The organism is uncultured Thalassolituus sp., from assembly GCF_950066645.1.
Lineage (GTDB): Bacteria > Pseudomonadota > Gammaproteobacteria > Pseudomonadales > Oceanobacteraceae > Thalassolituus.
This window is the reverse complement of the sequence record NZ_CATMFB010000008.1, coordinates 69,041-93,774: the sequence shown is the minus strand read 5'-3', so window position 1 is coordinate 93,774 and position 24,734 is coordinate 69,041. Positions and strand designations below refer to the sequence as shown.

24 protein-coding genes are annotated in these 24,734 nt (G+C 54.2%); 7 read left to right on the top strand and 17 right to left on the bottom strand.

Annotated elements, in window-relative coordinates; all coding sequences use genetic code 11:
* Positions 1 to 68: 68 nt before the first annotated feature.
* The 4 genes from Q1L85_RS08855 to mpl are packed head-to-tail and all read right to left on the bottom strand — an operon-like array spanning position 69 to position 4,880.
* Positions 69 to 2,537: a thrombospondin type 3 repeat-containing protein gene (locus tag Q1L85_RS08855; RefSeq protein ID WP_300432891.1), complete on the bottom strand. Its 2,469-nt coding sequence runs from the start codon at positions 2,535 to 2,537 to the stop codon at positions 69 to 71.
* Positions 2,538 to 2,546: 9 nt separating this feature from the next.
* On the bottom strand, positions 2,547 to 2,891 hold the full coding sequence (locus Q1L85_RS08850) for a hypothetical protein (RefSeq protein ID WP_300428135.1): 345 nt from the start codon (positions 2,889 to 2,891) through the stop codon (positions 2,547 to 2,549).
* The gene (locus Q1L85_RS08845; RefSeq protein WP_300428136.1) at positions 2,884 to 3,507 is read right to left on the bottom strand and encodes a flavin prenyltransferase UbiX; all 624 of its coding nucleotides are present in this window, start codon (positions 3,505 to 3,507) and stop codon (positions 2,884 to 2,886) included. Before Q1L85_RS08845 ends, Q1L85_RS08850 begins: the two co-directional genes overlap by 8 nt.
* Entirely contained in the window at positions 3,504 to 4,880 is a 1,377-nt protein-coding gene (mpl, locus tag Q1L85_RS08840; protein ID WP_300428137.1) for a UDP-N-acetylmuramate:L-alanyl-gamma-D-glutamyl-meso-diaminopimelate ligase, read from the bottom strand. The genes Q1L85_RS08845 and mpl overlap by 4 nt, the downstream gene beginning before the upstream one ends.
* Before the next feature lie 214 nt (positions 4,881 to 5,094).
* Between mpl and Q1L85_RS08835 the strand changes: the two genes are divergently transcribed.
* Complete coding sequence (locus Q1L85_RS08835) at positions 5,095 to 6,063, top strand: class 1 fructose-bisphosphatase (RefSeq protein WP_300428138.1); 969 nt, start codon at positions 5,095 to 5,097, stop codon at positions 6,061 to 6,063.
* 15 nt (positions 6,064 to 6,078) lie between these two features.
* Here the strand turns inward: Q1L85_RS08835 and Q1L85_RS08830 are convergent, their stop codons facing one another.
* The 4 genes from Q1L85_RS08830 to Q1L85_RS08815 form a co-directional block, all read right to left on the bottom strand.
* Complete coding sequence (locus Q1L85_RS08830; RefSeq protein ID WP_300432887.1) at positions 6,079 to 7,968, bottom strand: response regulator; 1,890 nt, start codon at positions 7,966 to 7,968, stop codon at positions 6,079 to 6,081.
* Positions 7,965 to 8,828, bottom strand: coding sequence for a hypothetical protein (locus tag Q1L85_RS08825; RefSeq protein WP_300428140.1), 864 nt, complete (start codon positions 8,826 to 8,828; stop codon positions 7,965 to 7,967). The genes Q1L85_RS08830 and Q1L85_RS08825 overlap by 4 nt, the downstream gene beginning before the upstream one ends.
* A 158-nt stretch (positions 8,829 to 8,986) precedes the next feature.
* Positions 8,987 to 9,817, bottom strand: coding sequence for a hypothetical protein (locus Q1L85_RS08820; protein ID WP_300428141.1), 831 nt, complete (start codon positions 9,815 to 9,817; stop codon positions 8,987 to 8,989).
* Positions 9,817 to 12,126, bottom strand: coding sequence for a TonB-dependent receptor (locus Q1L85_RS08815; protein ID WP_300428142.1), 2,310 nt, complete (start codon positions 12,124 to 12,126; stop codon positions 9,817 to 9,819). The genes Q1L85_RS08820 and Q1L85_RS08815 overlap by 1 nt, the downstream gene beginning before the upstream one ends.
* A 228-nt stretch (positions 12,127 to 12,354) precedes the next feature.
* Between Q1L85_RS08815 and ppa the strand changes: the two genes are divergently transcribed.
* Positions 12,355 to 12,885 (top strand): inorganic diphosphatase, encoded by a 531-nt coding sequence (gene ppa, locus Q1L85_RS08810; RefSeq protein WP_300428143.1) that lies wholly within the window; start codon positions 12,355 to 12,357, stop codon positions 12,883 to 12,885.
* 58 nt (positions 12,886 to 12,943) lie between these two features.
* Here ppa and Q1L85_RS08805 read toward each other — a convergent pair whose 3' ends face one another.
* Positions 12,944 to 13,414, bottom strand: a complete 471-nt coding sequence (locus tag Q1L85_RS08805) for a PAS domain-containing protein (protein WP_300432884.1) — start codon at positions 13,412 to 13,414, stop codon at positions 12,944 to 12,946.
* Positions 13,415 to 13,552: 138 nt separating this feature from the next.
* On the opposite strand from Q1L85_RS08805, the gene Q1L85_RS08800 reads away from it, so the two are divergent.
* The 3 genes from Q1L85_RS08800 to Q1L85_RS08790 all read left to right on the top strand — a co-directional run bounded on the left by Q1L85_RS08800 (position 13,553) and on the right by Q1L85_RS08790 (position 15,697).
* Positions 13,553 to 14,470, top strand: a complete 918-nt coding sequence (locus Q1L85_RS08800) for a MerR family transcriptional regulator (protein WP_300428342.1) — start codon at positions 13,553 to 13,555, stop codon at positions 14,468 to 14,470.
* Positions 14,467 to 15,477: a class I SAM-dependent methyltransferase gene (locus tag Q1L85_RS08795; protein ID WP_300428343.1), complete on the top strand. Its 1,011-nt coding sequence runs from the start codon at positions 14,467 to 14,469 to the stop codon at positions 15,475 to 15,477. Before Q1L85_RS08800 ends, Q1L85_RS08795 begins: the two co-directional genes overlap by 4 nt.
* Before the next feature lie 82 nt (positions 15,478 to 15,559).
* Complete coding sequence (locus Q1L85_RS08790; RefSeq protein ID WP_300428344.1) at positions 15,560 to 15,697, top strand: hypothetical protein; 138 nt, start codon at positions 15,560 to 15,562, stop codon at positions 15,695 to 15,697.
* Positions 15,698 to 15,751: 54 nt separating this feature from the next.
* On the opposite strand, the gene speD is transcribed toward Q1L85_RS08790, so the two are convergent.
* Positions 15,752 to 16,543, bottom strand: a complete 792-nt coding sequence (gene speD, locus Q1L85_RS08785; protein WP_300428346.1) for an adenosylmethionine decarboxylase — start codon at positions 16,541 to 16,543, stop codon at positions 15,752 to 15,754.
* A 35-nt stretch (positions 16,544 to 16,578) separates the two neighbouring features.
* On the bottom strand, positions 16,579 to 17,001 hold the full coding sequence (locus Q1L85_RS08780; RefSeq protein ID WP_300428347.1) for an OsmC family protein: 423 nt from the start codon (positions 16,999 to 17,001) through the stop codon (positions 16,579 to 16,581).
* Between the two features lie 197 nt (positions 17,002 to 17,198).
* Between Q1L85_RS08780 and crp the strand changes: the two genes are divergently transcribed.
* Positions 17,199 to 17,837 carry a cAMP-activated global transcriptional regulator CRP gene (gene crp, locus Q1L85_RS08775; RefSeq protein ID WP_307726810.1) on the top strand — a complete coding sequence of 213 codons (639 nt, stop codon included), beginning with the start codon at positions 17,199 to 17,201 and terminating at the stop codon, positions 17,835 to 17,837.
* Between the two features lie 766 nt (positions 17,838 to 18,603).
* On the opposite strand, the gene trpC is transcribed toward crp, so the two are convergent.
* The 5 genes from trpC to Q1L85_RS08750 form a co-directional block, all read right to left on the bottom strand.
* Entirely contained in the window at positions 18,604 to 19,404 is an 801-nt protein-coding gene (trpC, locus tag Q1L85_RS08770) for an indole-3-glycerol phosphate synthase TrpC (protein ID WP_300428349.1), read from the bottom strand.
* Between the two features lie 19 nt (positions 19,405 to 19,423).
* Positions 19,424 to 20,470, bottom strand: a complete 1,047-nt coding sequence (gene trpD, locus Q1L85_RS08765) for an anthranilate phosphoribosyltransferase (RefSeq protein ID WP_300432880.1) — start codon at positions 20,468 to 20,470, stop codon at positions 19,424 to 19,426.
* Between the two features lie 9 nt (positions 20,471 to 20,479).
* A complete protein-coding gene (locus tag Q1L85_RS08760) occupies positions 20,480 to 21,073 on the bottom strand; it encodes an aminodeoxychorismate/anthranilate synthase component II (protein ID WP_300426659.1) in 594 nt (197 codons plus the stop codon).
* A gap of 11 nt (positions 21,074 to 21,084) precedes the next feature.
* A complete protein-coding gene (trpE, locus tag Q1L85_RS08755) occupies positions 21,085 to 22,566 on the bottom strand; it encodes an anthranilate synthase component I (RefSeq protein ID WP_300426660.1) in 1,482 nt (493 codons plus the stop codon).
* Between the two features lie 195 nt (positions 22,567 to 22,761).
* Positions 22,762 to 23,508 (bottom strand): HAD family phosphatase, encoded by a 747-nt coding sequence (locus Q1L85_RS08750; RefSeq protein ID WP_300426683.1) that lies wholly within the window; start codon positions 23,506 to 23,508, stop codon positions 22,762 to 22,764.
* Between the two features lie 187 nt (positions 23,509 to 23,695).
* Between Q1L85_RS08750 and Q1L85_RS08745 the strand changes: the two genes are divergently transcribed.
* Positions 23,696 to 24,037, top strand: a complete 342-nt coding sequence (locus Q1L85_RS08745) for an HPF/RaiA family ribosome-associated protein (RefSeq protein WP_300426662.1) — start codon at positions 23,696 to 23,698, stop codon at positions 24,035 to 24,037.
* Positions 24,038 to 24,087: 50 nt separating this feature from the next.
* Here the strand turns inward: Q1L85_RS08745 and Q1L85_RS08740 are convergent, their stop codons facing one another.
* The gene (locus Q1L85_RS08740) at positions 24,088 to 24,681 is read right to left on the bottom strand and encodes a TetR/AcrR family transcriptional regulator (protein WP_300426664.1); all 594 of its coding nucleotides are present in this window, start codon (positions 24,679 to 24,681) and stop codon (positions 24,088 to 24,090) included.
* Positions 24,682 to 24,734 lie beyond the last annotated feature (53 nt).

Genomic DNA, 24,734 nt, shown 5'->3' with positions numbered 1-24,734 from the left:
CCTGGCCCGTAAGACCAAAGCTGTATTTGTTTTCTCAGTATAGCCAGTGTTTTCTGCTGCGCCGCTCTTTACTCACCTTTGAATGAGAACTTTTCTGTCGCCCGGTTTCCACGCTTATCTTCAATGATCAGCGTCCATTCGGTGCTGTTCCGTAACGTCGGACAAGGCACCATAAAATGGCCGGAGTACTGGCTGAATCCGGGGCATACATCACCTGCCGGACTTTCAAGGCGAATCGTCCGGATTCCAAGACCGTCGTCATACGCCATACCGGATAACGCCTGCTGTTCCTTCAGCCACTCCGTTTTACCGATCACGGGCGGCTCATGGTCAGGATAATCTGCTTTGTTCCAGGGGTCTGTTTTCTCTCGGATCTCTTCGACGTTAGTAAAGCCGTCACCGTCGGTGTCCGGATCGCTGTTATCACCGATGCCGTCTCCGTCAAAGTCCGCCCACTCGGCAGGATCATCCGGGAAGACATCACGGCTATTGGTATACCCGTCGTTGTCCCGATCGTCATCGAGTGCATCCGGCACACCGTCACCATCACTGTCGGGTGGCACACTCGAAGCATCGAACGGATCGAAGTTCAGCAATATCTCGTAGTTATTGATGATACCGTCACCATCGATATCCTGGTCAGAGTTGTCACCGCGGCCATCATTATCTGTGTCTGCCCATTCGCGGGGGTTACGTGGAAACCTGTCCCGGTCATTCGGGATTTCATCCCCGTCAATATCGCTGTCGAGTGCATCCGGGATAGCATCTCCGTCCATGTCAGGTGGCGTACTCGCCGCATCCCGTGGGTCGGTTCCCAGACGGAGTTCATATTCGTTACTGATGCCATCGCCATCGACATCCAGGTCCGTATTATCGCCGATGCCATCTCCATCCATGTCAGCCCATTCTGATGGGTTCATAGGGAAGGCATCGTTCTCATTCAGATAACCGTCACCATCCATGTCATCATCGATTTTGTCCGGAATTCCATCGCGGTCCAGGTCAAGCGGTACCGAACGCTTATCGGAAGGGTCCGTGCCTACCTGAACCTCGTAATCGTTGCGGATGCCATCGCCATCCCGGTCAATATCACTGTTGTCACCAATACCGTCGCCATCAATGTCATACCATTCGGTCGGATCACGAGGAAACAGATCCAGATCATTCCCAATGGTATCGCCGTCCATATCGCTGTCGAGTGCGTCCGGGATACCGTCTTTATCCATATCATCCGGCACACTGCTGGCGTCATAGGGGTCGTAGCTCAGCGTACGTTCGAATTCATTATTGATGCCATCATTATCAAGGTCTGGATCGGTGTTATCGCCGATACCGTCGCCATCGAAGTCTTCCCACTCTGACGCGTCACGCGGAAATACGTCTGCCGTGTTCAGGTGACCATCGCCATCGACGTCGTCGTCCAGCACGTCGATGATGCCATCACCATCAAGGTCAGCAGGGATACTCAGCGCATCCAGATCGTCTGTACCGGCGAGTTCTTCGATGTCCCGGGTAAAGCCATCGTTATCCCGGTCGGGGTCCTTGTTATCGCCGATACCATCGCCATCGGTGTCCGCCCATTCACTGCCATCCGCCGGAAACAGGTCGGCACTGTTATCAACACCATCGCCGTCGCGGTCTGAATCGAAATAATCCGGCATACCGTCACCATCCGTATCCTCAGGCTTGCTGTCCGGATCGGTGGGGCTGGTACCCAGGTGCAGTTCGAATACATTCGCGATACCGTCGTTGTCGGCATCAGGGTCTTCGTTATCAGGAATGCCATCCCCGTCAGTGTCGGCCCAGGCGGCGATGTTGTCCGGATAGAGGTCTTCATCATTCGGCACGCCATCACCATCACGATCGTCGTCGAGCTGATCAGGTATACCATCACGGTCGGTGTCTTTCGGCGCAGAGAAGCGATCATCAGGATCACTGCCGATTTTTATCTCGTAATCGTTAGCAACACCGTCGCCGTCGCGGTCAGTGTCGGCGTTGTCGCCGGTGCCATCACGATCGAGGTCGCTCCATTCTTTCGGGTTGAGAGGAAAGGCATCCTCACGGTTCGGCACACCGTCGTTATCCATGTCCGGATCAGCGAGGTCAGGAATACCATCTTTGTCGGTATCGCGCGGACGCGAGCGGATATCTCTCGGGTCATAACCCAGACGTTCTTCATACTCGTTGGCAATGCCATCACCATCAATATCGCGGTCACGGTTATCGCCCACACCATCCGCATCCATATCAGCCCAGTCACGGGCATCGCGCGGGAATACATCTTTCTGATTCGGGACGCCATCGTTGTCCATATCATCGTCGATGGAATCGGGGATACCATCCCCATCCGTATCCGTCTGATCGGCGACATCAGGATCGAAACCGGCAGCAGATTCCAGATAATTGGGCAGGCCGTCTCCATCGCGGTCAGCATCCAGATGATCAGCGATACCATCGCCATCAAGGTCATTCAGTGCCGCAGCAGCAGGCAGTGAAAGCGCCGCAACAACTGCCAGAAAGAGTGGTGAAAAACGCATAGGTTATTATTATTCCTCAGCGCCGGACGCACTCAGCGCCGGCTGACAGGCTATCGCCCTGTTTTTACTGTCGACAAGAATACCAGCAACCTGCTTGTCATTCTGTGGTCTGAGTAACAGATAGCCCGATTCACAGAAGGCTTCCTTACCCGACGATTTCGGAGACACTCTGACGTCATAGTCCGGGTCCAGCGTCATCAGCCGGAACTCTGCCACCACAGGAACGCCCTCCGGGTCAGACAGTTTCAGATATCCGTAATACTGCAACGCCAGAACACTGACGATCACCCCGGCGATAAAACCACCGATCACCCACAATGTATGGTCCTGGGTTTCTGGGGTCTGTTCAGTCATTACTTGTCTCCGCTTGTTCTCCCCAGCCAGGCATCAGCGTCTGGGGTAATTTCAGTTGATTCAGTATTCTGGCCACGATGAACTTCACCAGATCATCAATGCTCTGAGGCGAGTGATAAAAACCCGGGCTTGCCGGCAGTATGACGGCGCCCATCCGGGTCAGTGTCAGCATATTGTTCAGGTGGACTTCCGAGTACGGCGTTTCTCTGGGGACCAGAATCAGTTGGCGACGCTCTTTCAGAGCGACATCGGCGGCCCGTTCGATGAGATTGTTACTGGCGCCTGTCGCCACTGCAGACAGGGTTCCGGTACTGCATGGACAGATAACCACCGGACCCGGCTGGCCGGAGCCTGACGCCCACGGAGCCATCCAGTCTTCGCGCCCGAAAACTCGGATCTGCCCTTCTGTTGCCGAAAAATAGTCGGTAAGGAACCCGGCCTGAGCCCTCGGTTTCGGGGGTAACGTCAGTTCGGTTTCAGTGGCCAGAACAAGCAGCGCGGCCTTGGAGATAATAAAATCCACACCGACCTGTTGCGCCAGTAGCGCCCGGGCCAGCCCCAGAGCATAGGCAGAACCCGATGCTCCTGTGACCGCAATCAGAACACGTTCGCTCACGCTGCACCTCCGGTTTTCTGCTGCAGTGCAGACGCCAGCCGGCGCGGAAAATTGTGGAATCCGCCGTTCGACATCACCACAACGCGATCTCCCGGCGCGACCGCAGTGCAGACCTGTTGAAGCAGGGCCTCAATATCGTCGGCAACAACTGCAGGCGCAGAACACTGATCAGCAACCTCCTGTAGAGACCAGTCGATGCCCGCAGGCTGAAACCAGAAGGTCTGATCTGCATCGACGACCGAGTCAGCAAGCTCATGCTTGTGACGACCGAGCTTCATGGTATTTGATCTGGGCTCCAGCACAGCAATCAAACGCCCCTTGCCGTCAGCATCCAGTTGCGCACGGGCGCCCTGCAAGGTGGTTCTGATCGCAGTCGGATGATGCGCAAAATCGTCATACACAGGGACATCAGCCCCTGGGTTAACACATTCCATCCGTCGTTTTACAGAACGGAAGCCGGACAATGCCTCTGCGGCAATCGCAGGGGTCACGCCCATGTGCCGGGCCGCAGCCATGGCAGCAACGGCATTAGAAATATTGTGCAGCCCCGTCAGGCCCCACTGAACAGCAACCTGGTGCCCCTCAAAGTTCACTTCATAGGCACTGCCATCCGCCTTCAGCGCGCGCCATTGCCAATCCCCGTCCGCACCACAGGTCTGAACGGGCGTCCAGCAACCCTGCTCCATCACCCGGCCCAGGGCGGGGTCATTATGTGGAGACACAATCAACCCGGTTCCCGGTACCGTGCGCACCAGGTGATGGAACTGGCGCTCAATCGCCGCGAGATCCGGAAAGATATCCGCATGATCAAATTCCAGGTTATTCATAATCAGCGTACGCGGCTGATAATGAACAAACTTGGAGCGCTTATCGAAGAACGCCGTGTCGTACTCATCCGCTTCAATCACAAAGAACGGTGAATCTCCCAGGCGGGCCGACACACTGAAATTTTCCGGGACGCCACCAATCAGATAGCCCGGAGACATCCCGGCAGACTCAAGTATCCAGGCCAGCATACTTGAGGTCGTTGTCTTTCCATGGGTACCCGATACCGCAGCCACCCAGCGACCTCTGAGCACATACTGGCCCAGCCACTGCGGTCCGGAGGTATAAGGAATACCGCGATCAAGCACATACTCTACCGACGGGTTTCCCCGTGACATCGCATTACCAATAATGACCAGATCGCAGTCTGCCGGAATACCTGAGGGATCGAATCCTTCAGTGAGAGTAATACCCGCCGCTTCCAGCTGGTCACTCATGGGGGGATAGACCCCGGCATCCGAGCCGGAAACATCGTGTCCCTGTGCTTTGGCAAGCTGCGCCAGTGAGCCCATAAAGGTACCGCAGATGCCGAGAATATGGAGTTTCATAGAATCGCCAGTGATACTTATAGCGGCTAGTTTACACGGGCTGTCATTCCTGCCCAACTCTGGAATCGCCCGACTTTCGGACCAACTCGGTCCATATGGAAAGAGTGGCGCATGATTTTTCGCAGGCAATCGGGCCTGCCACTGAATTTCCGCGCCGATTCAGGTAGTATGCGCCCATATTCAACTATGACCGGAACACACCGAGGATTACACCATGCTGCGTCTGCGCCACTTCCTGGATGAACACTGCGACAACGCCGATATCTCTGGCATTATCGATGGCCTGATGGTCGCCTGTAAGGACATCGCTTATCGCCTGCACATGGGCTCGCTGGCCGGAGTTCTCGGAAGCGCTGAACAGGAAAACGTTCAGGGCGAGTGCCAGAAGAAGCTGGATGTTATCTCTAACGACCTTATCAAAGCCTGCCTGAAAGGCATGCCGCAAGTGAAAGGCCTGGCCAGTGAAGAAGAGCCTGACCCAGTAGCATGCAACGAAAGTGGTCGTTACCTCGTTCTGTTTGATCCTCTGGATGGTTCCTCAAACATCGACGTAAACGTCACAGTCGGCACCATCTTCTCCGTGCTGGAAGCGGCCGAAGGTGCTGATGGCGCACATGAGCAGAGCTATCTTCAGGCTGGCCAGCGCCAGGTTGCGGCAGGCTACGTTCTATATGGTCCATCGACCCTGCTGGTATTCAGTACTGGCAACGGTGTACACGCTTTCACGCTCGACCCACGTATCGGCGAATTCGTACTGCAACGCCGCGACATCCAGGTACCTGCGACAACCAAAGAGTTTGCCATTAACATGTCGAACCAGCGTTTCTGGCTACCGGAAATGCAGGCCTATGTCGCTGACCTTCTGAAAGGCGAAGAAGGCCCGCTGGGCAAGCGTTACAACATGCGCTGGATTGCTTCCATGGTCGCAGAAATTCATCGCATTCTGACCCGTGGCGGGATATTCATGTACCCCTACGACAGTCGCGAGCCTAACAAGCCTGGCAAACTGCGCCTTATGTACGAGGGCAACCCAATGAGCATGCTGATCGAGCAGGCCGGTGGTAAGGCCAGTACAGCGTTTGAGAATATTATGGAGATAGAGCCCACGGCGATTCACCAGCGGGTATCTGTCGTGATGGGCTCTGCCGAAGAGGTTGATAACGCCCTGCGCTACCACGCCTGATCTCAGAGTGGGTCTTCAGTTATCTGCTGAAGGCCCATTTCCTGCCAGTCGCCCCATCCACTGCCCTAACATCTGTTTGACGCCATCCAGACGGATAGGTTTAGACATATAGTCATTCATCCCGGACTCCAGACAGCGGCTTTCTATTCGGTCGGTCGTGTTAGCAGTACAGGCGACGATAATTCCGTCATAACCGGATTCCCGCAGTCTCTGTGCCGTTTCGAAGCCATCCATTCCCGGCATCTGACAATCCAGCATAATCAGGTCGAACGTTTCACGCGCCATCAGACTCAGGCAGGCTTCCCCCGAGCCCACAGAACTTATTTCCAGTTCGGGCCCCACCTTGCGCAGCATCTTTTCAGCGACCTTCAGATTGATTTCGTTATCTTCAACAATCAGGATGCGTCCGTGGCCTGCTTCGTTACTCTCATCCCCGTCTTTATTGGGTGCCAGTACTAACTCCGGCAAAGAAATTCTGACAACGGTGCCTCCCCCGGACTGTGCAGCAAAAGACATACTGCCACCCAGAATCCGGACAATGTGGGCGCTGATCGTCAACCCGAGACCTACCCCCCCAAACTCGCGATTAGACTCAGCAGCAAGCTGAGTAAAGGGTTCCAGCACCTGATCGTATTTGTCTTCAGGTATGCCGATGCCGGTATCTGTCACAGTGACCTGTAAGCCACCATGATGCGCTGGGGTGATGCTGACAGAGACCAGACCGTGACGCGTGAACTTCAGCGCATTGTCAGTCAGGTGACGCAGCAGCTGACGCAGCATCGCGGGTTGAGTCACGACTGCCTCGCGTCGCAACGCCGGAGCGACTTCAGCAATAAAGGAAAGGCCTTTACTCATCGCGCGCAGGCGAAGGTCTTCAAACAAAGGTTCGAGATACGTACCAAGCTGACAGGGCTCGGCACTCACCGGCGATGCGGGCTGGTCGGTATCGGCGACAATCATGATGTCATCAAGCAACTGCGTCAGATGTTCGAGACTTTCCTGTGCCTGATTTTTCTGGGTCGTGAATTCGTCTCCGGGCTGCTCCTGATCAAGCAGTTGCAGCATTCCCAGCGCACCGTTCAGTGGTGTCCGTAATTCATGACTCATCATGGCCAGAAACTTGGATTTGGAGGCGCTCGCTTTACGGGCGACGCTTTGCTCGGCCATCAGGCGCTCGGTAAATTTCTTCTGTTCCTGGCGCGCCAACTCGAGGGTTTCTGCCAGGCGATTGCTATTTTCCTGCAGGCGCCCGACCTCTGCGCCATCATCCACCTGGGTACGGTGCCAGAATTCGCCTTCCGCCAGGCGAGAGATAAAACGACCGACGCTTTCGATCGGCCCCGCAATCATCAGCGAGCTGTAGCGTGCCGTCACGCCGGCGAGCAGAACAACAAGAAAGCCGGTCAACAGCGACTGGTACAGAATGGCCAGATCCCGGCCCCGGGTGAAGTAGTCGGTCATACCGACTTCCACCACCGCCAGTTCCTGAGTCATCACCATCAGCTCACCGAATTCCGAAAAGCCGTCCAGCTCTACGACATCCCTGAGCAGGGTACGCCGCAGTACCTGCACCGACTCTGGATTGATATCCCCGAACTCTGCCGTTTTCTCCTCAATTAAGGTCTCCCCCTGAGGCGACACAATTCGTACGTAAGCAATTTCCGGCTCATTCAGGGCGGCCTTAATCAAGGGCAACAGCAGATCGTAGTTGCCTGATATCACCGGGTATTCTGCAGACGCGCTGATACTCTCAATCATCAGCTTTACCGTGCTCTCACTGCTACGGTTTGCATCAGACCAGCGCTCCATCATGTGCAGCGTTGTCAGCAACACAACGGTAATCAACGCAGGCAGGGTAGCCAGAGCCACAGCCCTGAGCCTGATTGGCCAGTTCCTGATTCTCATTCGAGACCCTCCTGACGACGCAGGGTCCGCTCAACGTCACTCGCTTTGGGCAGAATAAGATTCAGGGAGCGGCCGACCTGTTCATTAAAGCCGACTCTGAAATACGGATTGTAATCCGGCGGTGGCCAGCCAGTGCCACTGAGCCCACTGATCAGGATTTCACTAAGCCGTTTCACAACGTCATCAATGCTGCTGTAGGTCGTCGCCAGTGCTCCCGCTCTCAGGTAAGCGGCCGACGGGCCGATCAGAGGACGATTGTGACGGTAGGCAGTAATCAGGATGTTTTTAATATTGTCGGGGCTGTACAGCGCCGGGTCGTAGACACCGATCAGCGCCTGGTGCTCGCTCAGCAGACGGATCAGCGCCTGGTTCAGCGAATCGTACTTATCAAGAGAATAGAGACTGACATCGGGTATTGAGATAACCCCGTTCACCTCAGCTGAGTGATCATCGGCCACCAGCGCGCCAAAACTGGACTGACTGCCATAGATAGCCCGCCCGAGGCGCGCCTGCCGGGCAAAAGGAGGCTCGACGAACAGTCCTGTAGTAAACGAGGAAGCATTGCCGAGGTAGTCTTTCCTGCTCAGGAAGATACCGACAACGGGTACAGAATCAGGAAGTGACAGGTCTTTCAGCGCACTGCTGCCCATGACGACCACCGCCCGGAAGCGTCCGGGATTTTCACTGGCCTCACGCGCCGTTGTGAGAACGACAGGCTCCATCATAGAGGCCGCCGTCAGGGTACGGAGCTTTTCAGCGACAGGCGACACACTGTCGGAAATCAGGGCAATATCTGCTCTCACTGTTGTCGCGAATAGCAACAACAGCAACACCAGATACATTCTGATCACTGCTTCCATGCACTCTCTCTCAGATAACTTTTACCCTCAGCCCTAAGTGGAGTTTAGACATGAAGGAAGGTTTCTGCAGTTTACCCCCTGGCAATTAAGTGGGGACAGTTTTGTTTTGTTAAGGAGGGAGTATGACTCAGGATGATGCCTCAACGGCCCGAAATGTCTTATTTCTTCAACTCCGAGACCACCTCCATTTCAGTCTCGGGGAGCATTACATTAAGCGAACGGGCCACCTGTTCGTTGAAAGCAACACTAAAGTAGGGGTTATAAGAAAACTCCTGAAACTGCCCGGGCTTCAGCATATCGGCCATTCTCCGGGCGATGTCATCCAGGGAACTGTACGTCGAGGCAATCGCGCCTGCACGTATGTAAGCTCTTGCGGGCCCTACCAGAGGAATGTTCTGGCGGTACGCAGAAATCAGAATGTTTTTGATGCTCTGCGGGTTGTATACCCCGCTGTCGCTGATGCCAAGAAGCACATCGCTGCCACGCAGAGCATCTTTTAGGGCGTAGTTCAGGCTCTGACCTGGCTGATAGCGCACCAGCCTGACCCCCTGCTCTTCCAGCGCGCTCAGCTCAGGCCAGGCCCATGGCAATACATCCTGAGTGTAAATCAGTGACGTTCTTGCATCACCGAACATATAGCGTACCAGTGAATATTGCCTTGCCAGCGGAGGCTCAAGATAGACAGCCCCCACCAGGTGACTGCGATTCGCTTCTATCGCACTGCGGGAGGTCAACACAGCGACCGCCGCTGTACCCTCAGGCCAGGCACGAATGACGTCTTCACCTACAAGAAAATAGTGATCATCCGCGTTGCCCGGAATCCCCCCGGTAAACAGACTGACCGTCACTTCTGTAGGGGTATGTACTTTCAGAGCCGCGGCGAGTCGTTCAAGCACCGGAGAGGTTTCCGAAGCCACAATGAATACCTCAGCCCATACGGGCTGAGTAAACAGCAGCAACAAAAAGACGCTCTGGCGCAGAAGCGACATCAGAACTCCAGACCCACCTGCAGATACCAGAGGTCATTCACCGAATAAACCTCATTGATGTAAATCACCCGACCATCATCAATCAGATGGTGCCAGAAGAGGCCGGTATTCACAGTATATCCGTCCATTTTCCAGTCTTTGGTCAGATTGGCTTCGTAACGGCGATAATGACGGGGATTCCTGTTCTCACGGTTATAAGCGTTGTGCCAGAAATAAGACTGCGTCAGGCCCCAGTCGCCACGACGATAAGCCCAGCTCAGATTATTACTGTATTCCGCGCTCAGTCGGGTTTCGACCCGCAACAATGAGGTCAGCGTCTCTTCGTCAATGGCACTGTCTTCACCGATTTCGACGTCAGTATTCACATACGCACCAGACCACCAGAAGCTGTGATGCTGCGCCGGATTCCAGCTGAACTGCCAGTCGACGCCCTTAATCACCATTTCAGTATCGGAATACACGTCCGGGTTGGTCAGGTTTATCGGATTCGAAATCAGCTGAGTCAGATAATCGCGATACACCTTAATATCAGCCATAAAATTGTATTCAGGCACATTGAGGAAATACCCCAATTCGACACTCTGAATCTTTTCGTGATCCAACTGACCGTAGGTCCCGGTCTGCTGCTCGAAGTAATCGCCTTCGGTCAGCCCCAGGTAGTTATCGTCAAGATTGCCGATGGTGTAGTAATAGTTCGGCTCCTGTTCAAGTAAATCCGGCGAACGGACGGCCGTCGACCACACCAGGCGGATACTCTGCTGTGGTGAGAGCATAAAGTTCGCGGCGACACGGGGAGAAAACGCGGAATCGTTGGTATCTTCCGTCTCGTACATACCGCCGACATGCAGCAGCAGAGGGTCAAACGGGCGCCACTCCACGTTACCGAATACACGGAAAATATCGTTTCGCACCGTACCGTGGAAATACGTTTCGGAATACACCTGGTCGCGTCGGAAACTGACCCCGGAAACCGTACGCAGACGATCGTTCCAGTGAACGGTATCCTGCCACTCCAGATCGACACGCTGTTCTTCGAAATCAATCGACGTACTGCCGCAGATGACTTCACCTAACTGTTCAAAATCACTGCCATTAAACGCCCGGCCAAATATTCCCTGCGCCGCGTCGAGATCCGACTGACTGATATCGTAATCACGCTCCAGGGTCGTCTCCAGAGCCAGTTCAACGGTCTCAGGAGTCAGCTCTCCCGCTGCAATTCTCTGAACCAGCCCATTCACCTGAGCGTAGAGCGCCGGGTCTTCCTCCTGATTCAGGTATGCTCCCGGAATCAGTCGTCCGACCACCGCCGCCCAGTAGGGGTCTTCCCGGTAAAGGCTGGTAAGCTCTGAATCCAGAGAGACGGTAGGAACGCATCCACGAGCAGGATGGCGACGATTCTCTATCTGCCAGTATGCCTGGAGCTTGCGGGAATGGCGGGCGGACACATCCTGAGTCAGGCGGCCATAGAGAAATCCGTTGCGGGTGTAATCTTCCGGCGGCTCTCCATCAAACTCACCCGGTGGAATTTCAGTCTCACCCCATTTATAAGCAGATTCGAGCAAGAGCTGATCACCATTATCCAGACGCTCGGCGTAGGTCAGGTTAATAAACTGATCGCGGCCACCATCGTGGTAGTCATCTTCACCGTCGCGTGCATACTGCCCATCAAAGCCGTCGTCACTCTTACGTGACGCAGTAATGCGGATGGCACCATCACCCAGCTCAGACGAGTGACTGATGTAGGCATCACGTGTGGCCTGATTCCCGCCACGGATGTAGCCGCGACTGCCAAGCGTATCCTGAGGGTGCAGGGTCACGATGTTAACCACGGCCATAAAAGCGTTTGCGCCATAACTCGACGCATTGGGCCCACGAAAGACTTCGATACGCTGAATATCTTCCAGCGCCAGCGGGATATCATCCCAGACAACAGAGGCAATGCCCGCGCGATACACTGACCGGCCGTCGATCAGTACCTGCATACGGCGCATCAGATTGGGGTTAGAAGCATGATAAGCGACGGCGTCTGCAGCCCCATGCTTCACAAACATTCCCGGCACGAAACGCATCAGTTCCGGCAGAGTGCGGACGCCCCATTGGCGGATCTGCTCCGCGTCAATCACCGTCACACTTCCGGGCACTTCACTGCGCGGCTGCTTCAGTCGGGTGGCAGTCAGTACTTCCGGTACTTCAAATCCACCGCCAAGAGTCTCATCCGTGACGACATCCAGAAATTCCTCCTCAAAAGCCGCTGCCTGGCTGCTCATCAGCACCAGCGCCGCCAGGGCAGTTATTCTGTTCAGTTTCATGATTGCTCTCTGTTGTTGTTTTCAATTCAGGCCAGTTAAGCCTGTATTATAGACGCGGGATTATAGTGTCTTTAGTCACACCTTAATATGGCAGTGCAAATGTGGATATTCTGCTTTAGGGCAACCTGCACGGCGAACGTCGCACCCCTGACGGGTTTCAGGGGCTGAGCGTTACGTCTATAATCCCGTCGTCCTGTTCAAATCCATCATGACTTTACGGAACTCACTATGAGCTACAACTCAATCCCTGCGGGCAAAGAACTGCCAAACGACGTCTATGTGGTCATCGAAATCCCGGCCAACCATTCTCCGATCAAATACGAGATCGACAAAGATATGGATGCCCTGATGGTCGACCGTTTTATGGCGACTCCTATGTTCTACCCAGCGAACTATGGCTACATCTCTAATACTCTGGCGGACGATGGTGACCCACTCGACGTTCTGGTCATCACTCCTTACCCGGTAGCTCCTGGTTCTGTTATCCGTGCACGTCCTGTTGGCGTTCTGAACATGGAAGACGAAGCAGGTGAAGACGCAAAACTGGTTGCTGTCCCACACCAGAAGCTGACCCAGCTGTATAACGACGTCAACGACATTGACGATGTTCCACAACTGCTGCGTGATCAGATTGGTCATTTCTTCGAGAACTACAAGGATCTCGAAAAAGGCAAATGGGTTAAGGTGAAAGGCTGGGGTAACGCTGATGAAGCACGCCAGATGATCATCGACTCTGCAGAAGCTTACAAAAAAGCCTGATCTGCCGGGTATTTAAAAAGGGAGCCAGTGGCTCCCTTTTTTATATCTGACAAACACTCTACTCACCGGCGAGCTGGCGCCTGAGGGCAGCGAGTTCTTTTTCTGCCGCATCCGCTCTGTTTTCCGCTTCAACCTGCGCTGTGACATCTTTCTGGATGCCAATGTAATACGTCAGCTGATCCTGATCGTTATACACAGGCGACAGACTGAGCTCATTCCAGAACTGACTGCCGTCCTTACGGTAGTTGCGCAGAATCGCCCGGGCACTGCGTCCTTCGTTTATCGCGCTACGGATCAACGCCAGGCCTTCCTGATCACGATCACCTGTCTGCAGGAAACGACAATCCTGATACAGAATTTCGTCTGCACTGTAGCCGGTCAGTCTTTCAAACGCCTTGTTTACATAGATCAGGATATTATCGTCGCCCTCCTGCTCTGCGATCACAATGCCATCGTTTGATGCATCTACGGCTTTTTTCAACAACTCGAGGCTGATCGGCCCCTGTTCATCGTGCAGGTCTGTGACCATGAAAAATCTCCGTGTCGGATACCAGTAATACGGCGATAGTCTGCCAATGGGATAGGATGATGGTACTTTCTTTTACATTATGTACAACTACTTATAGAATTTGGACTGTTTTGTACACATCCGGGATAAGAATTGCCCATGTCCTCCTCGCCTGCTGAACCGCAAGCCGCGTATTTTCCCATCAGAGTCGTATCCAATGAGACCGGTGTAAACGCAATTACACTGCGTGCATGGGAACGACGTTACGGCCTGATCACCCCAAAGAGGACCGCCAAAGGGCATCGCCTCTACACTGAGGCCGATATTCATCTGATCCGCAAGGTCGTCTCGCTGCTTGAGCGCGGAATCCCCATCTCGCAGGCAAAATCGATGCTGGAAAACGGCACGCCAGAGGCGGAACCCCTGGCAAGCATGCCAGCGCAACCCTCTCAGTGGCACCAGTACCGGGCGCGCCTCAATCAGGCAGTGAGCGAATTTGACGATGCCGCGCTTGCCAGTGTGATGGATGAAGTGACCAGTTTCTTCCCTGCCGATATCACCCTCAGGTTTCTGCTACTGCCACTGCATCAGCAACTGCATGAGCAGATGAGCACCCCACTGGGTGGAGCACGCTTCGCATTTTTCGCCGGTTTTCTGGAAGGACGACTTACCTCTCGTCTGGCAGAAGCTCCGGAAGGCCAGACGAAAGGCACACTGGTACTGGCGAACACCACTCAGGAAGACGCCCTTGAACTGCTTCTGCTCGGCATCATGCTGCGTCCACTGGGTGTTCGCATACTTCGCCTGGGCGGGTTGGTTCCACCGGCAGATATCTCAGCCATGGTGAATGAACTGACCTTACAGGGTGCAATTATCCGGATTACCGGCCAACCCAATGATCAGCAGTTACAACAGCTGCAGAACCTTGCTGCAGAGACGGGCCAGCTGATTTTTGCCATAGGACACAATCAGGATCAGACCGACCTGCTGCGCCGCAAAGGCATAGTGACTCTGTCTGGTGATCTGCAGCAGGACGCACTGACCGTGCGCGATGTGCTCACAGGGATACAGTCATGAGCAAAGTCTATGAAGCTCTGCTGCGCCATCCGGAACTTCTGACCGGAGCAACGACTGTCCTCGGGGCCGAAGCCGATCTGCCGGGTGCATGGGCATCCGCCGTCAAAGAAAAACATATCAGCCTGCAGACCTGGAATCTGCAGACGGCCGAGGCCTGGAAGGCCGCAGGCGTCAGTGAACAACAGTTACACTTTGGCCTGCCCGAGCCCGCAGCACTGAAGGACAGAAATATCATCCTGCTCTGGCCGAAGGCGAAAGACTTTGCACGTGCTCTGATACAGATGCTTTCTCAGGTGACCTCGCAGTGCTACATAGTGGCGGCTAACGACACCGGAGGTAAAAGCGTAAACACGGCCATCAAGGCTCAGAGTGACAGCTGCATCAAAACAGACAGCGCCCGTCACTGCACGCTGTGGCAGGTCACACTGACATCCTCTGGCGAAGCGATTAACTGGCTGAAACTGGCCCGCTCCGTGCGCTTTGAAGAACGCGACTTCATGACCTTGCCCGGCGTTTTCGGGCACGGCAAGCTGGATGCCGGCACGGCTCAGCTACTTGAGCATGTTCCGGCTCCCGGGCATGGCAGGATTCTGGACCTGGGGTGCGGCTCAGGCATCATAGGTCTCACCATGAAAGGCCGTAACCCCTCCCTGAAGGCCACCCTCTCGGATGTCGACGCATTTGCATTGCGGAGCGCCCAGCTGAACAGCGTCCGTATGGGGCTAGAGGCTGATATTCTCCCCAGCGATGGCCTGAAAGATATCGAAGGTCGCTTCGATATTATCTACAGCAACCCGCCGTTTCATCAGGGTAAGCAGACAGACTATGACTTCGCACGCCGCTTATTCAGCGACGCCAGAAAGCACCTGACCCGGGACGGGCAATTGTGGATCGTAGCGAATCGTCACCTCGCCTATGAGGAATGGGCAAAAGAGGCCTTCCGCCAGGCCGAAATCATGGTGCAGGCAAACGGCTTCAAAGTGATCTGCGTCAGCGAGCCAACCTGACTTTCCTCTTACGGACGTCAGAGCGCCCGGCAAACTTCACCTCAGGGTCTACACTTAATGGGTTATCCTGAGGAGTCGCTTTATGCTTCTTTCATACCTGATACTGTCTTTCTTTATTGTCGGCGGCGGAATCGCCACCTGCTGCATGAAGGAAGCACGTAAACTTCAGGCCCCTTGCAATAGCCTGAACGTACAGCCTTATCCGACCAAGCGCCGGTGATCTGATCAAAAAAAACGGGAGCCAGTGGCTCCCGTTTTTAATCCGAAGCAAGGCTCAGGGCATATTGCGGGAGTAAAAGATCTCCAGCATTTCCTTACGTACCTTGGCTTCTACTTCTTTGCGTTCTTCCGGCGACATGTCTTTTGAGCCTTCACCGAACAGATAGTTATCCAGATCAAACTCTTTCAGAATCATCTTAGTGTGGAAGAGATTTTCCTGATACACGTTCACGTCGATCATTTCGTAAGCGTCACGGGTATCTTCACTCAGATAGTTCTGAATGGAGTTAATATCGTGGTCGATGTAGTGCTTAACTCCGTCAACATCGCGGGTAAAACCACGCACGCGGTAGTCCATAGTCACAATGTCAGAATCAAAGGCATGAATCAGATAGTTGAGTGCCTTCAACGGTGAGATCAGACCGCAGGTAGATACATCGATGTCACAACGGAAGGTTGAGATACCGCCATCCGGATGACTCTCTGGATAGGTGTGAACAGTCACATGGGACTTATCAAGGTGAGCAACCACGGTATCACGCAGCGGGCCTGGCTTCTCTTCCACCATATCGTCGCTCGGTGGAACCTCATGTTCAGCAATCAGAATAGTGACACTGGCACCCTGAGGGTCATAATCCTGACGGGCAACATTGAGAATATGCGCACCGATGATATCAACGACGTCAGACAGAATTTTTGTCAGACGGTCGGCATTATATAGCTCGTCGATATACTCGATATATTCCTGACGCTCTTTTTCAGTCTTGGTGTAACAGACATCGTAGATGTTGAAGCTCAGAGACTTCGTCAGGTTATTGAAGCCGTGAAGCCGCAATTTTTCGTTCAATGGATTATCCTCGTCAGGTGGCCCGTGAGGGCCTGTCACTCAAAGTCGATTACAGCGTGGCTGTGGGTGATGTTTACACCACCCTGCTCCAGCATGATGGAGGCAGAGCAATATTTTTCAGCAGATAGCTTAACTGCACGTTCAACCGCAGATTCCTTCAGGTTGCGGCCAGTCACCTTGAAATGAACGTGGATTTTCGTGAAAACAGCAGGTACGGCATCAGCGCGTTCGGCCTCAATTTCAGCAACGCAGTCGAGAACATCCAGACGCTGCTTCTTGAGAATGCTCATAACGTCAAAGCTGGTACAACCGCCCAGACCGATCAGCAGCATTTCCATTGGGCGGATGCCCATATTGCGACCACCGTGGTCCTCAGGACCGTCCATCACTACGGTATGACCGCTGCCAGACTCACCCAGGAACATGGCATTGTCGACCCACTTCACCGTCGTCTTCATTCACGAAACTCCGCTGATTTAAGAAAACGCGGAGCTTACCACAGTGAACCCGGGCGTGGGATCAAAAAACCACCAGCCGTGTCAAAATCCGGACGTAAAAGCCAAATTGGCCCCGTTCCCCGGTTCAACTCTGCCATGGGATGAGTAATAATCAGGTCAGGAGCTGTCAGGGCCTGTTATCACTAAGGACTAGAACAATGATTATCCCGCGTATTCCTTCTATGCACGCCCCACTGGAGAACTTTCTCAGCCAGTGTCATAAAAAGCGTTACCCGGCACGGACCACACTGATCCATGCAGGAGAAGAAAGTGACACCCTCTATTACCTGATGAAAGGCTCAGTCAGCGTCAGCATCGAAGACGATGAAGGCCGCGAGATGATCATGGCCTATCTCAATGAAGGTGATTTCTTTGGAGAGATGGGCTTATTCGATGACGAAAACAGCCCTCGTACCGCCTGCGTGCGTGCCAAGAGCGCCTGCGAAGTTGCAGAGATTTCCTACTCACGCTTCCGCGAACTGGCAGCCTCAGACTCTGAGCTGGTTTTCCGTATCTTCCGCCAGATGGCAGAGCGCCTGACCCGCACCACCCGCAAAGCCGGCGACCTCGCCTTCCTTGATGTGACGGGCCGTGTTGCTGGTACCCTGCTGGATCTGTGTAAGCAGCCAGACGCCATGACCCACCCGGATGGCATGCAGATCAAAATCACCCGTCAGGAAATCGGCCGCATCGTCGGCTGCTCCCGCGAAATGGCGGGGCGCGTACTCAAGTCTCTGGAAGAACAGGGGCTGATCAGTGTGTCTGGTAAGACGATTGTGGTGTTTGGTACTCGCTGAGTACCTTTACTGCTGAAAGCGCCCGGTTTTGACCGGGCGTTTTTGTATGTGTGGGAAGTTGCCACCTTCGGTGGGTGGGCTTCTTTGGCTGGCGCCGGGTTCTATTGCCCTTATTGGCAGTAGCTGCCTTCGGCAGAGAGGTTCTTCTGGCTGCCGCCAAGCCTTTGTTTTTTCTGCAAGGGGCGGGCCCCTTCCGATCCCCCTTTCCGGCGTGATGCCCTGATCCTTGTCTCTTGATACCGATTGGGGCACGCCTGCAGCGGCCATCCATGGCCGCGGGCAGGCTTAACCGGCGTCCTGCCGGTTAGCTCCCATCGTTATCTGCGATCCCGCGGGGTCATCACAAGCCGGGTTTTATCAGCGCTTCGCGGTGACATCGTTTTTAATTTTGTGAGAGGGTTTCGCGGGATGGAAATGCGCCTCTGGGGCCGCCGGGATTTACGCCAGCTTTGCAGGCAACGTGAGGCAGGATGCCGAACGAGGCTCCATACGGGCATGGATGCCCGCCGGAGCCGGTTGCCGGAAAAGCCAGTAAATATCGGATCACGGCCCAGACAATGCTGCGAAGCAGCTTTGAACAGCCTCTGGCTGGCCCGAAGGGCGCAGAGCAGAATGCTCAAGTCACGCGCGAAAGCAGGGGGATGGGCCGCCCGCCCGGGGGACAAGGTCCCCCAACAAGGGCAATGGAACCCGGCGGCAGCCGAAGAAGCTAGCCCACCGAAAGTGGCTAAAAGAAAGGCGGCTAATCAGCCGCCTCAACAAAACATCAGAAAAACAGCTTAGCGAGCTCCTCGCCCGGATCCTCCGCCCGCATAAAGGCTTCGCCAACCAGAAACGCATTCACATCACGTTCCCGCATCGCGGCAACATCCTCACGACCAAGAATACCGCTCTCCGTCACCAGCAGACGGTCGGAGGGTACCTTGTCGAGCAGACCAAACGTCGTCTCTAACGTCAGGTCAAAGGTGTGCAGGTTGCGGTTATTAATACCCACCAGAGGTGTCTGCATAGTGAGTGCAGTTTCCAGCTCTTCGCCATCGTGCACTTCGACCAGTACGTCCATGCCCAGTTCGTGGGCAATGCCCTCAAGATCCTGCAGCTGCATTCTGCTCAGCGCAGATACGATCAGAAGCACGCAATCGGCATTAATCGCACGGGCTTCGTAGATCTGATACGGGTCTACCAGAAAGTCTTTACGGATCACTGGCAGGCTGCAGGCTGCACGGGCAGCCTTAAGAAAATCTTCATGACCCTGAAAGTAGTCGTGGTCTGTCAGTACTGACAGACAGGCTGCACCGGCTTTTTCGTAGGATTCTGCAATTTCCTGAGGGATAAAGTTTTCACGCAGTACACCTTTGGATGGTGAGGCTTTTTTGATTTCGGCGATGACCGCTGGCAGGCCGGCATCAACTTTCGCTTTCATTGAGCGGTAGAAGCCACGCAGCGCGTCTTTATCCATGTCCAGCGCCTGAGCTTTCAGCTCATTCAGTGGCAGGGACGCACTGCGCTGAGCGACTTCTACGGCTTTGGTATCAATGATTTTTTTGAGAATGGTCGGAGTGTTCATAGTCATTCGTCTGTTCCGCTCAGCGGTCGTTGTCTTCCGCCAGCAGTCCGGAGAAGCTGACCAGTTCATTCAGTTTTTCCAGTGCCAGACCAGAGCAGATCGCATCATCGGCCATCGCAACACCTTCTTTCAGTGAGCTAGCCAGGTTCGCGGCGTAAATGGCTGCACCGGCATTTAATGCAAGAATATCAGCGGCTTTCTTACCGGCAGGCGTCTCGCGTTTGCCTAAGGCATCTTTGATCAGGGCAAGGGATTCTTCGGCACTGTCGACACTCAGGCCCGTCAGTGACTGAGACTCGATACCCAGATCTTCAGGCGTGATCACGAACTCACGCAGGTCTCCATCTTTCAGCTCACAGGCATACGTTTCCGATGCCAGGCTGATTTCATCGAGCCCATCTTTAGAATGCACTACCAGAATGTGACCGCCGCCCATGCGTTGCAGCACTTCGGCAATCGGACGAACCAGCGCTTTCGAGAAAACGCCGATCACCTGATTAGACACACCCGCCGGGTTCGTCATCGGGCCCAGAATATTAAAAATAGTGCGCAACCCCAGCGACTTACGCGGGCCAATTGCATGCTTCATTGCACTGTGATGCGACGGCGCAAACATAAAGCCCACCCCCAGCTCGTCGATACAACGGGCAACCTGTTCGGCGTTTAAAGCGAGGTTCACGCCGGCCGCTTCGAGCAGATCAGCACTGCCTGATTTTGACGACACACCACGGTTGCCGTGCTTGGCAACGGTACCACCTGCAGCTGCCACCACAAACGAAGACGCCGTCGAGACGTTAAACAAATTAGCGCCATCACCGCCAGTACCGACGATATCAACTGCGTTCTCTGCCTTAACCTTTACACCGGTTGCCAGCTCACGCATCACAGTGACAGCACCAACGATCTCGTCGATGCTTTCGCTTTTCATCCGTAGCGCAACTAAGAAAGCACCGATCTGAGCATCGTCACACTGCCCTGTCATAATCTGGCGCATGACATCAATCATTTCTTCAGTACTGAGATCCTGTCGCTCAACCACACGCCCGAGCGCTGTTTTGATATCCATAGTAATTCCTTAATCGCGGTTCAGTGGCGTATCGAGAAAGTTCTTTAGCAGCTCATGTCCATATTCCGTGAGAATGGACTCAGGGTGGAACTGAACACCTTCGACAGCGAGTGTTTTATGGCGAACACCCATAATCTCTTCCATGCTGCCGTCCGGGTTTTCTGTCCAGGCAGTAACTTCGAGACACTCTGGCAGATTGTGCTTATCAATGACCAGTGAGTGGTAGCGCGTCGCCTTATATGGATTCGGCAACCCGGCAAACACTCCGACGCCCGCATGGTGAATGTCAGACGTTTTACCGTGCATCACCTGACCGGCCCGAACAATACTGCCACCGTAAACCTGTCCAAGACTCTGATGACCGAGACAGATGCCCAGCACAGGGATTCTGCCAGCAAAATGCTCAATGGCAGCCATTGAGATGCCTGCCTCGTTCGGAGTACAGGGGCCGGGAGAAATCACCAGACGCTCTGGGTTCAGGGCTTCAATTTCTTCAATCGTAATTTCGTCGTTCCGGAATACTCTGACGTCCGCGCCCAGCTCAGTGAGATACTGGACAACGTTGTAGGTAAACGAATCGTAGTTATCAATCATCACTAACATAGCGGTTATCCTTACTGGTCCAGACCTGCGGCCGCCATTGCGACTGCACGGAACATTGCACGGCCTTTGTTCATGGTTTCTTTCCATTCAAGACGCGGAACCGAGTCAGCAACAACGCCGGCACCCGCCTGAATATTCAGAACACCATCTTTAATAACAGCGGTTCGGATCGCTATTGCGGTATCCATGTTGCCGTTCCAGCTCAGATAACCCACCGCACCGCCATAGACGCCGCGCTTGGTTGATTCGAATTCATCAATAATTTCCATCGCCCGGATTTTAGGCGCACCACTCAGGGTACCCGCCGGGTGAACGGCCCGCAGTACGTCCATCGCCGTAATCTCTTCTTTCACCTTACCGGTGACATTCGAGACGATGTGCATCACGTGGCTGTATCTTTCGACAACCATCTGATCTGTTACCTGAACCTGGCCCGTTTCAGAGATACGGCCAACATCGTTGCGGCCCAGATCAATCAGCATCAGATGTTCCGCGATTTCTTTCGGATCTGACAGCAGCTCTTCTTCCAGAGCTTTGTCTTCTTCCGGCGTCTGGCCACGGTAACGGGTGCCGGCAATCGGACGTACAGTCACTTCACCGTCCTCAAGCCGCGCCAGAATTTCAGGCGACGAACCCACCACATGAAAGTCGCCCAGATTCAGGCAGTACATGTAAGGAGACGGGTTGAGAGTGCGCAGTGCCCGGTAGACATCGACAGGATTGCCGTCATAAGGCACCTGCATACGTTGAGAAATGACGCACTGCATAATATCGCCGGAGAGCACGTACTCTTTGATCTGTTCCACCGCATTCATAAATTCCTGCTCACCGAAACAGGAGCGGAAGTCTTCTTCATGAATGGTTTTAGCCTCGCGCAGCTTCCCGACTTCCCCCTGATAGGGTGCCCGAAGCTGTTCGCGCAGCTCATCCAGGCGGGCCTCTGCGTTACTCAGTGCGCTGTCCTGTGATGGATCGGCCATAACAATGAGGTGCAGCTTACCGCTGAGGTTATCGAACACCACCACTTCTTCAGAGACCATCAACAGGATGTCAGGTGTGCCAAGCTCATCGGGTGGGCAACTCTGCTTCAGGCGTGGCTCGATATAGCGGATGGTGTCATAGCCAAAATAGCCCACCAGGCCACCATCAAACTTTGGCAAACCGTCCAGTTCAGGCACCTTAAAGCGCGACTGAAAATGTTCGATATATTCCAGTGGATCGGCAACCGTCTCCTGAGAGATCACTTGGCCATCACGGGTCAGGGTCACCTGATCCCCACTCACCGATAGCACTTCGCGTGCCGGCAGGCCAATCATGGAATAGCGGCCCCACTTTTCACCCCCATGCACGGATTCAAACAGGTAGGTAAAAGGCTGGTCGGCCAGTTTAAGATACGTTGATAACGGAGTATCCAGGTCAGCGAGGACCTGACGGGCAACCGGAATACGGTTGTAACCCTGCTCTGCGAGAGCAGCAAATTCTTGCGGAGTCATAAGAAACCTTCAGATTGTTAAGCGCAATAGTACCAGATGGCGAATCAGAGTCTGTCGCTTAACACCATCGACGGGTCAGATGCTGACCCTGCTGCAGGGGGCGGTTATATTGGAAAAACACCGCTTGGCTCCATGGAAGAAAGGTGAATCTGTAGAGACTATAACGGGATGCACGAAGAGCGGCAAGTCGGAGCGCTAATCTGCGGGGGTTGCGTCGTGTCGCCAGTCGAGTACGGGCCAGTTTCTGACCCCCGCCGCTGCTCTTAACTGCGGATTAGGATTAAGAACAACCGGGCAGCCAACCGCTTCAAGTAGGGGCAGGTCGGCGTGACTGTCACTGTAAAACGCGGTCTCCGCCAGAGTCAGATTCAGCCCCGTAAGATAATTGCCCGCCAGCGCGACTTTGCCCGGACCGTAACAGAGTGGTTCTTCCAGCCCTTTGATGCGCTGACCTTCCAGCTTCAACCGATTGCTGATGACGTCATTAATCCCAAGCGCCCGGCCATACGCCTTAGCCACCACTTCATCGGCGCCGGTAATCATAACAATGCGCGTCCCCTGCCGCTGATAAGCAAACAGGAGTGAGGCCGCCTGCGGATAAATGTGCAACTGTCCGCGCTCATCAAAAAAGCGCTGAACTGACATTTCATAGTCAGCCAACGACATTCCCCGGGTACGTGTCCGGTAATAATTAGAAAGTCGCCAGTGGGTAACTTTGCCTTTTTTGTACGCCCGGTATAACGACAGCATCGCCAGTGTTGCTTCCACCATCGCCCAGCGGTCCTGGCGGAAACGCCAACGGATCCAGAGGCTGTTCGCATCCTTGTTGATCAGCGAATCATCCAGATCAAAAAACACCACAGGGACATCGTATACCCGCATACCCACCTCATTCAGGCCAGTTCTCAGGCTACCACAAGCACGGCCCATGCCCCATAGCATGCTCACAAATCGAGCCGAAACACCCCGCCCTGACATATGTGACAGAGTTGTGAAAATTGACGGTCACTTACATTACCGCACGTGAAAATCGTTGACCTGTGACATGGCAGGAGTAACGTGAATAGTCCATCCTGAGAAGTGAGGGGCAACGGAGCCTCTCAGTCAGGCACTGAAATAAGGAGTAGCTATGAAAGGTTTGGAAATCTCTTTCCGTGATATCGAACACTCAGACGCCATCGAATTTCAGATCCGCGAGAAGGCAGAGAAACTGACTTCCCGCTATGAGGAGATCACGGGCATTCGTGCAGTTGTTGGCTTACCTCACAATCACAGTCACAAGGGGAACATTGCTCATATATCCCTTGAGGTTGGCCTTCCGGGTGAGACCGTGGCCATCACACATGATCATCACGACAAGACTGAGCACGAAAACATGTACGTGGCTCTGCGTGACGCCTTTGAAAAGGCCCAGCGCAAAATCGGCAAGATTCATAACAAGCGCATCGACAGCAAGCGCAGGATACATTGACCAGTCAAACGAAAAAGGGGCCTGACGGCCCCTTTTTTTGTACCTGACTCTTACAGTTTGCCGCTGAGAAGCACCTGCAGCAGACCCGGACGGGACAGGTCTGCATAGAGTCCCGCCAGTTCTTCCGGAGACTCAGTGAAGTCTTCCCTGATCCAGCGCACAATCACCGCAAACGACGCCCCGGCAAGGTAATCGATCACGTAATGGATACGGCTGTTGCCGCTGATGCGCAGCTTATGCGCCTCAATATAACGCTCGATCGTGCGGCCGACATAGGTCTTGAATTCGTTCAGCAGAATCGCCTCAACATCCTCTGCCACCAGCAGACGGGCGACGTCGGCGTGAATCTGCCACTGACGGAACATCAGCACCGCGATCTCAGGATCAACGTTCGGCGAGCGGGTCAGAATCGGGTCAATCTGCTCGGCAAACTCCAGGAACATCTGCTCGATGTAATAGCGCAGCAGATCGTCTTTAGAGCGGAAATGCAGATAGAAGGTCGGGCGGGCAACGCCGCTGTGTTCGCAGATGTTCGCTACAGAAATTTTTGAATAAGGCTGCTCAGCCATCAGCTCCAGCAGCGTATTCACTAGCAAACGGCGGGAACGCTCTACGCGTTTATCCAGTTCTTTAGCAGCAGCCACAGTGTCTTCCTGTCGTGTGTAAATATACAAATTGGCGTAAGTGTACATGAACA

Bases quoted from the DNA above. Each gene is read 5' to 3' on its own strand.
- Q1L85_RS08795 (WP_300428343.1), top strand. From the start codon at position 14,467: ATGAGCAAAGTCTATGAAGCTCTGCTGCGCCATCCGGAACTTCTGACC.
- Q1L85_RS08780 (WP_300428347.1), bottom strand. From the start codon at position 17,001: ATGAAGACGACGGTGAAGTGGGTCGACAATGCCATGTTCCTGGGTGAG.
- Q1L85_RS08835 (WP_300428138.1), top strand. From the start codon at position 5,095: ATGCTGCGTCTGCGCCACTTCCTGGATGAACACTGCGACAACGCCGAT.
- mpl (WP_300428137.1), bottom strand. From the start codon at position 4,880: ATGAAACTCCATATTCTCGGCATCTGCGGTACCTTTATGGGCTCACTG.
- trpE (WP_300426660.1), bottom strand. From the start codon at position 22,566: ATGACTCCGCAAGAATTTGCTGCTCTCGCAGAGCAGGGTTACAACCGT.
- Q1L85_RS08830 (WP_300432887.1), bottom strand. From the start codon at position 7,968: ATGAGAATCAGGAACTGGCCAATCAGGCTCAGGGCTGTGGCTCTGGCT.
- trpD (WP_300432880.1), bottom strand. From the start codon at position 20,470: ATGGATATCAAAACAGCGCTCGGGCGTGTGGTTGAGCGACAGGATCTC.
- crp (WP_307726810.1), top strand. From the start codon at position 17,199: ATGATTATCCCGCGTATTCCTTCTATGCACGCCCCACTGGAGAACTTT.
- trpC (WP_300428349.1), bottom strand. From the start codon at position 19,404: ATGAACACTCCGACCATTCTCAAAAAAATCATTGATACCAAAGCCGTA.
- Q1L85_RS08825 (WP_300428140.1), bottom strand. From the start codon at position 8,828: ATGGAAGCAGTGATCAGAATGTATCTGGTGTTGCTGTTGTTGCTATTC.
- Q1L85_RS08815 (WP_300428142.1), bottom strand. From the start codon at position 12,126: ATGAAACTGAACAGAATAACTGCCCTGGCGGCGCTGGTGCTGATGAGC.
- Q1L85_RS08790 (WP_300428344.1), top strand. From the start codon at position 15,560: ATGCTTCTTTCATACCTGATACTGTCTTTCTTTATTGTCGGCGGCGGA.
- Q1L85_RS08745 (WP_300426662.1), top strand. From the start codon at position 23,696: ATGAAAGGTTTGGAAATCTCTTTCCGTGATATCGAACACTCAGACGCC.
- Q1L85_RS08760 (WP_300426659.1), bottom strand. From the start codon at position 21,073: ATGTTAGTGATGATTGATAACTACGATTCGTTTACCTACAACGTTGTC.
- Q1L85_RS08820 (WP_300428141.1), bottom strand. From the start codon at position 9,817: ATGTCGCTTCTGCGCCAGAGCGTCTTTTTGTTGCTGCTGTTTACTCAG.
- Q1L85_RS08855 (WP_300432891.1), bottom strand. From the start codon at position 2,537: ATGCGTTTTTCACCACTCTTTCTGGCAGTTGTTGCGGCGCTTTCACTG.
- Q1L85_RS08850 (WP_300428135.1), bottom strand. From the start codon at position 2,891: ATGACTGAACAGACCCCAGAAACCCAGGACCATACATTGTGGGTGATC.
- ppa (WP_300428143.1), top strand. From the start codon at position 12,355: ATGAGCTACAACTCAATCCCTGCGGGCAAAGAACTGCCAAACGACGTC.
- Q1L85_RS08800 (WP_300428342.1), top strand. From the start codon at position 13,553: ATGTCCTCCTCGCCTGCTGAACCGCAAGCCGCGTATTTTCCCATCAGA.
- Q1L85_RS08805 (WP_300432884.1), bottom strand. From the start codon at position 13,414: ATGGTCACAGACCTGCACGATGAACAGGGGCCGATCAGCCTCGAGTTG.
- Q1L85_RS08750 (WP_300426683.1), bottom strand. From the start codon at position 23,508: ATGCTATGGGGCATGGGCCGTGCTTGTGGTAGCCTGAGAACTGGCCTG.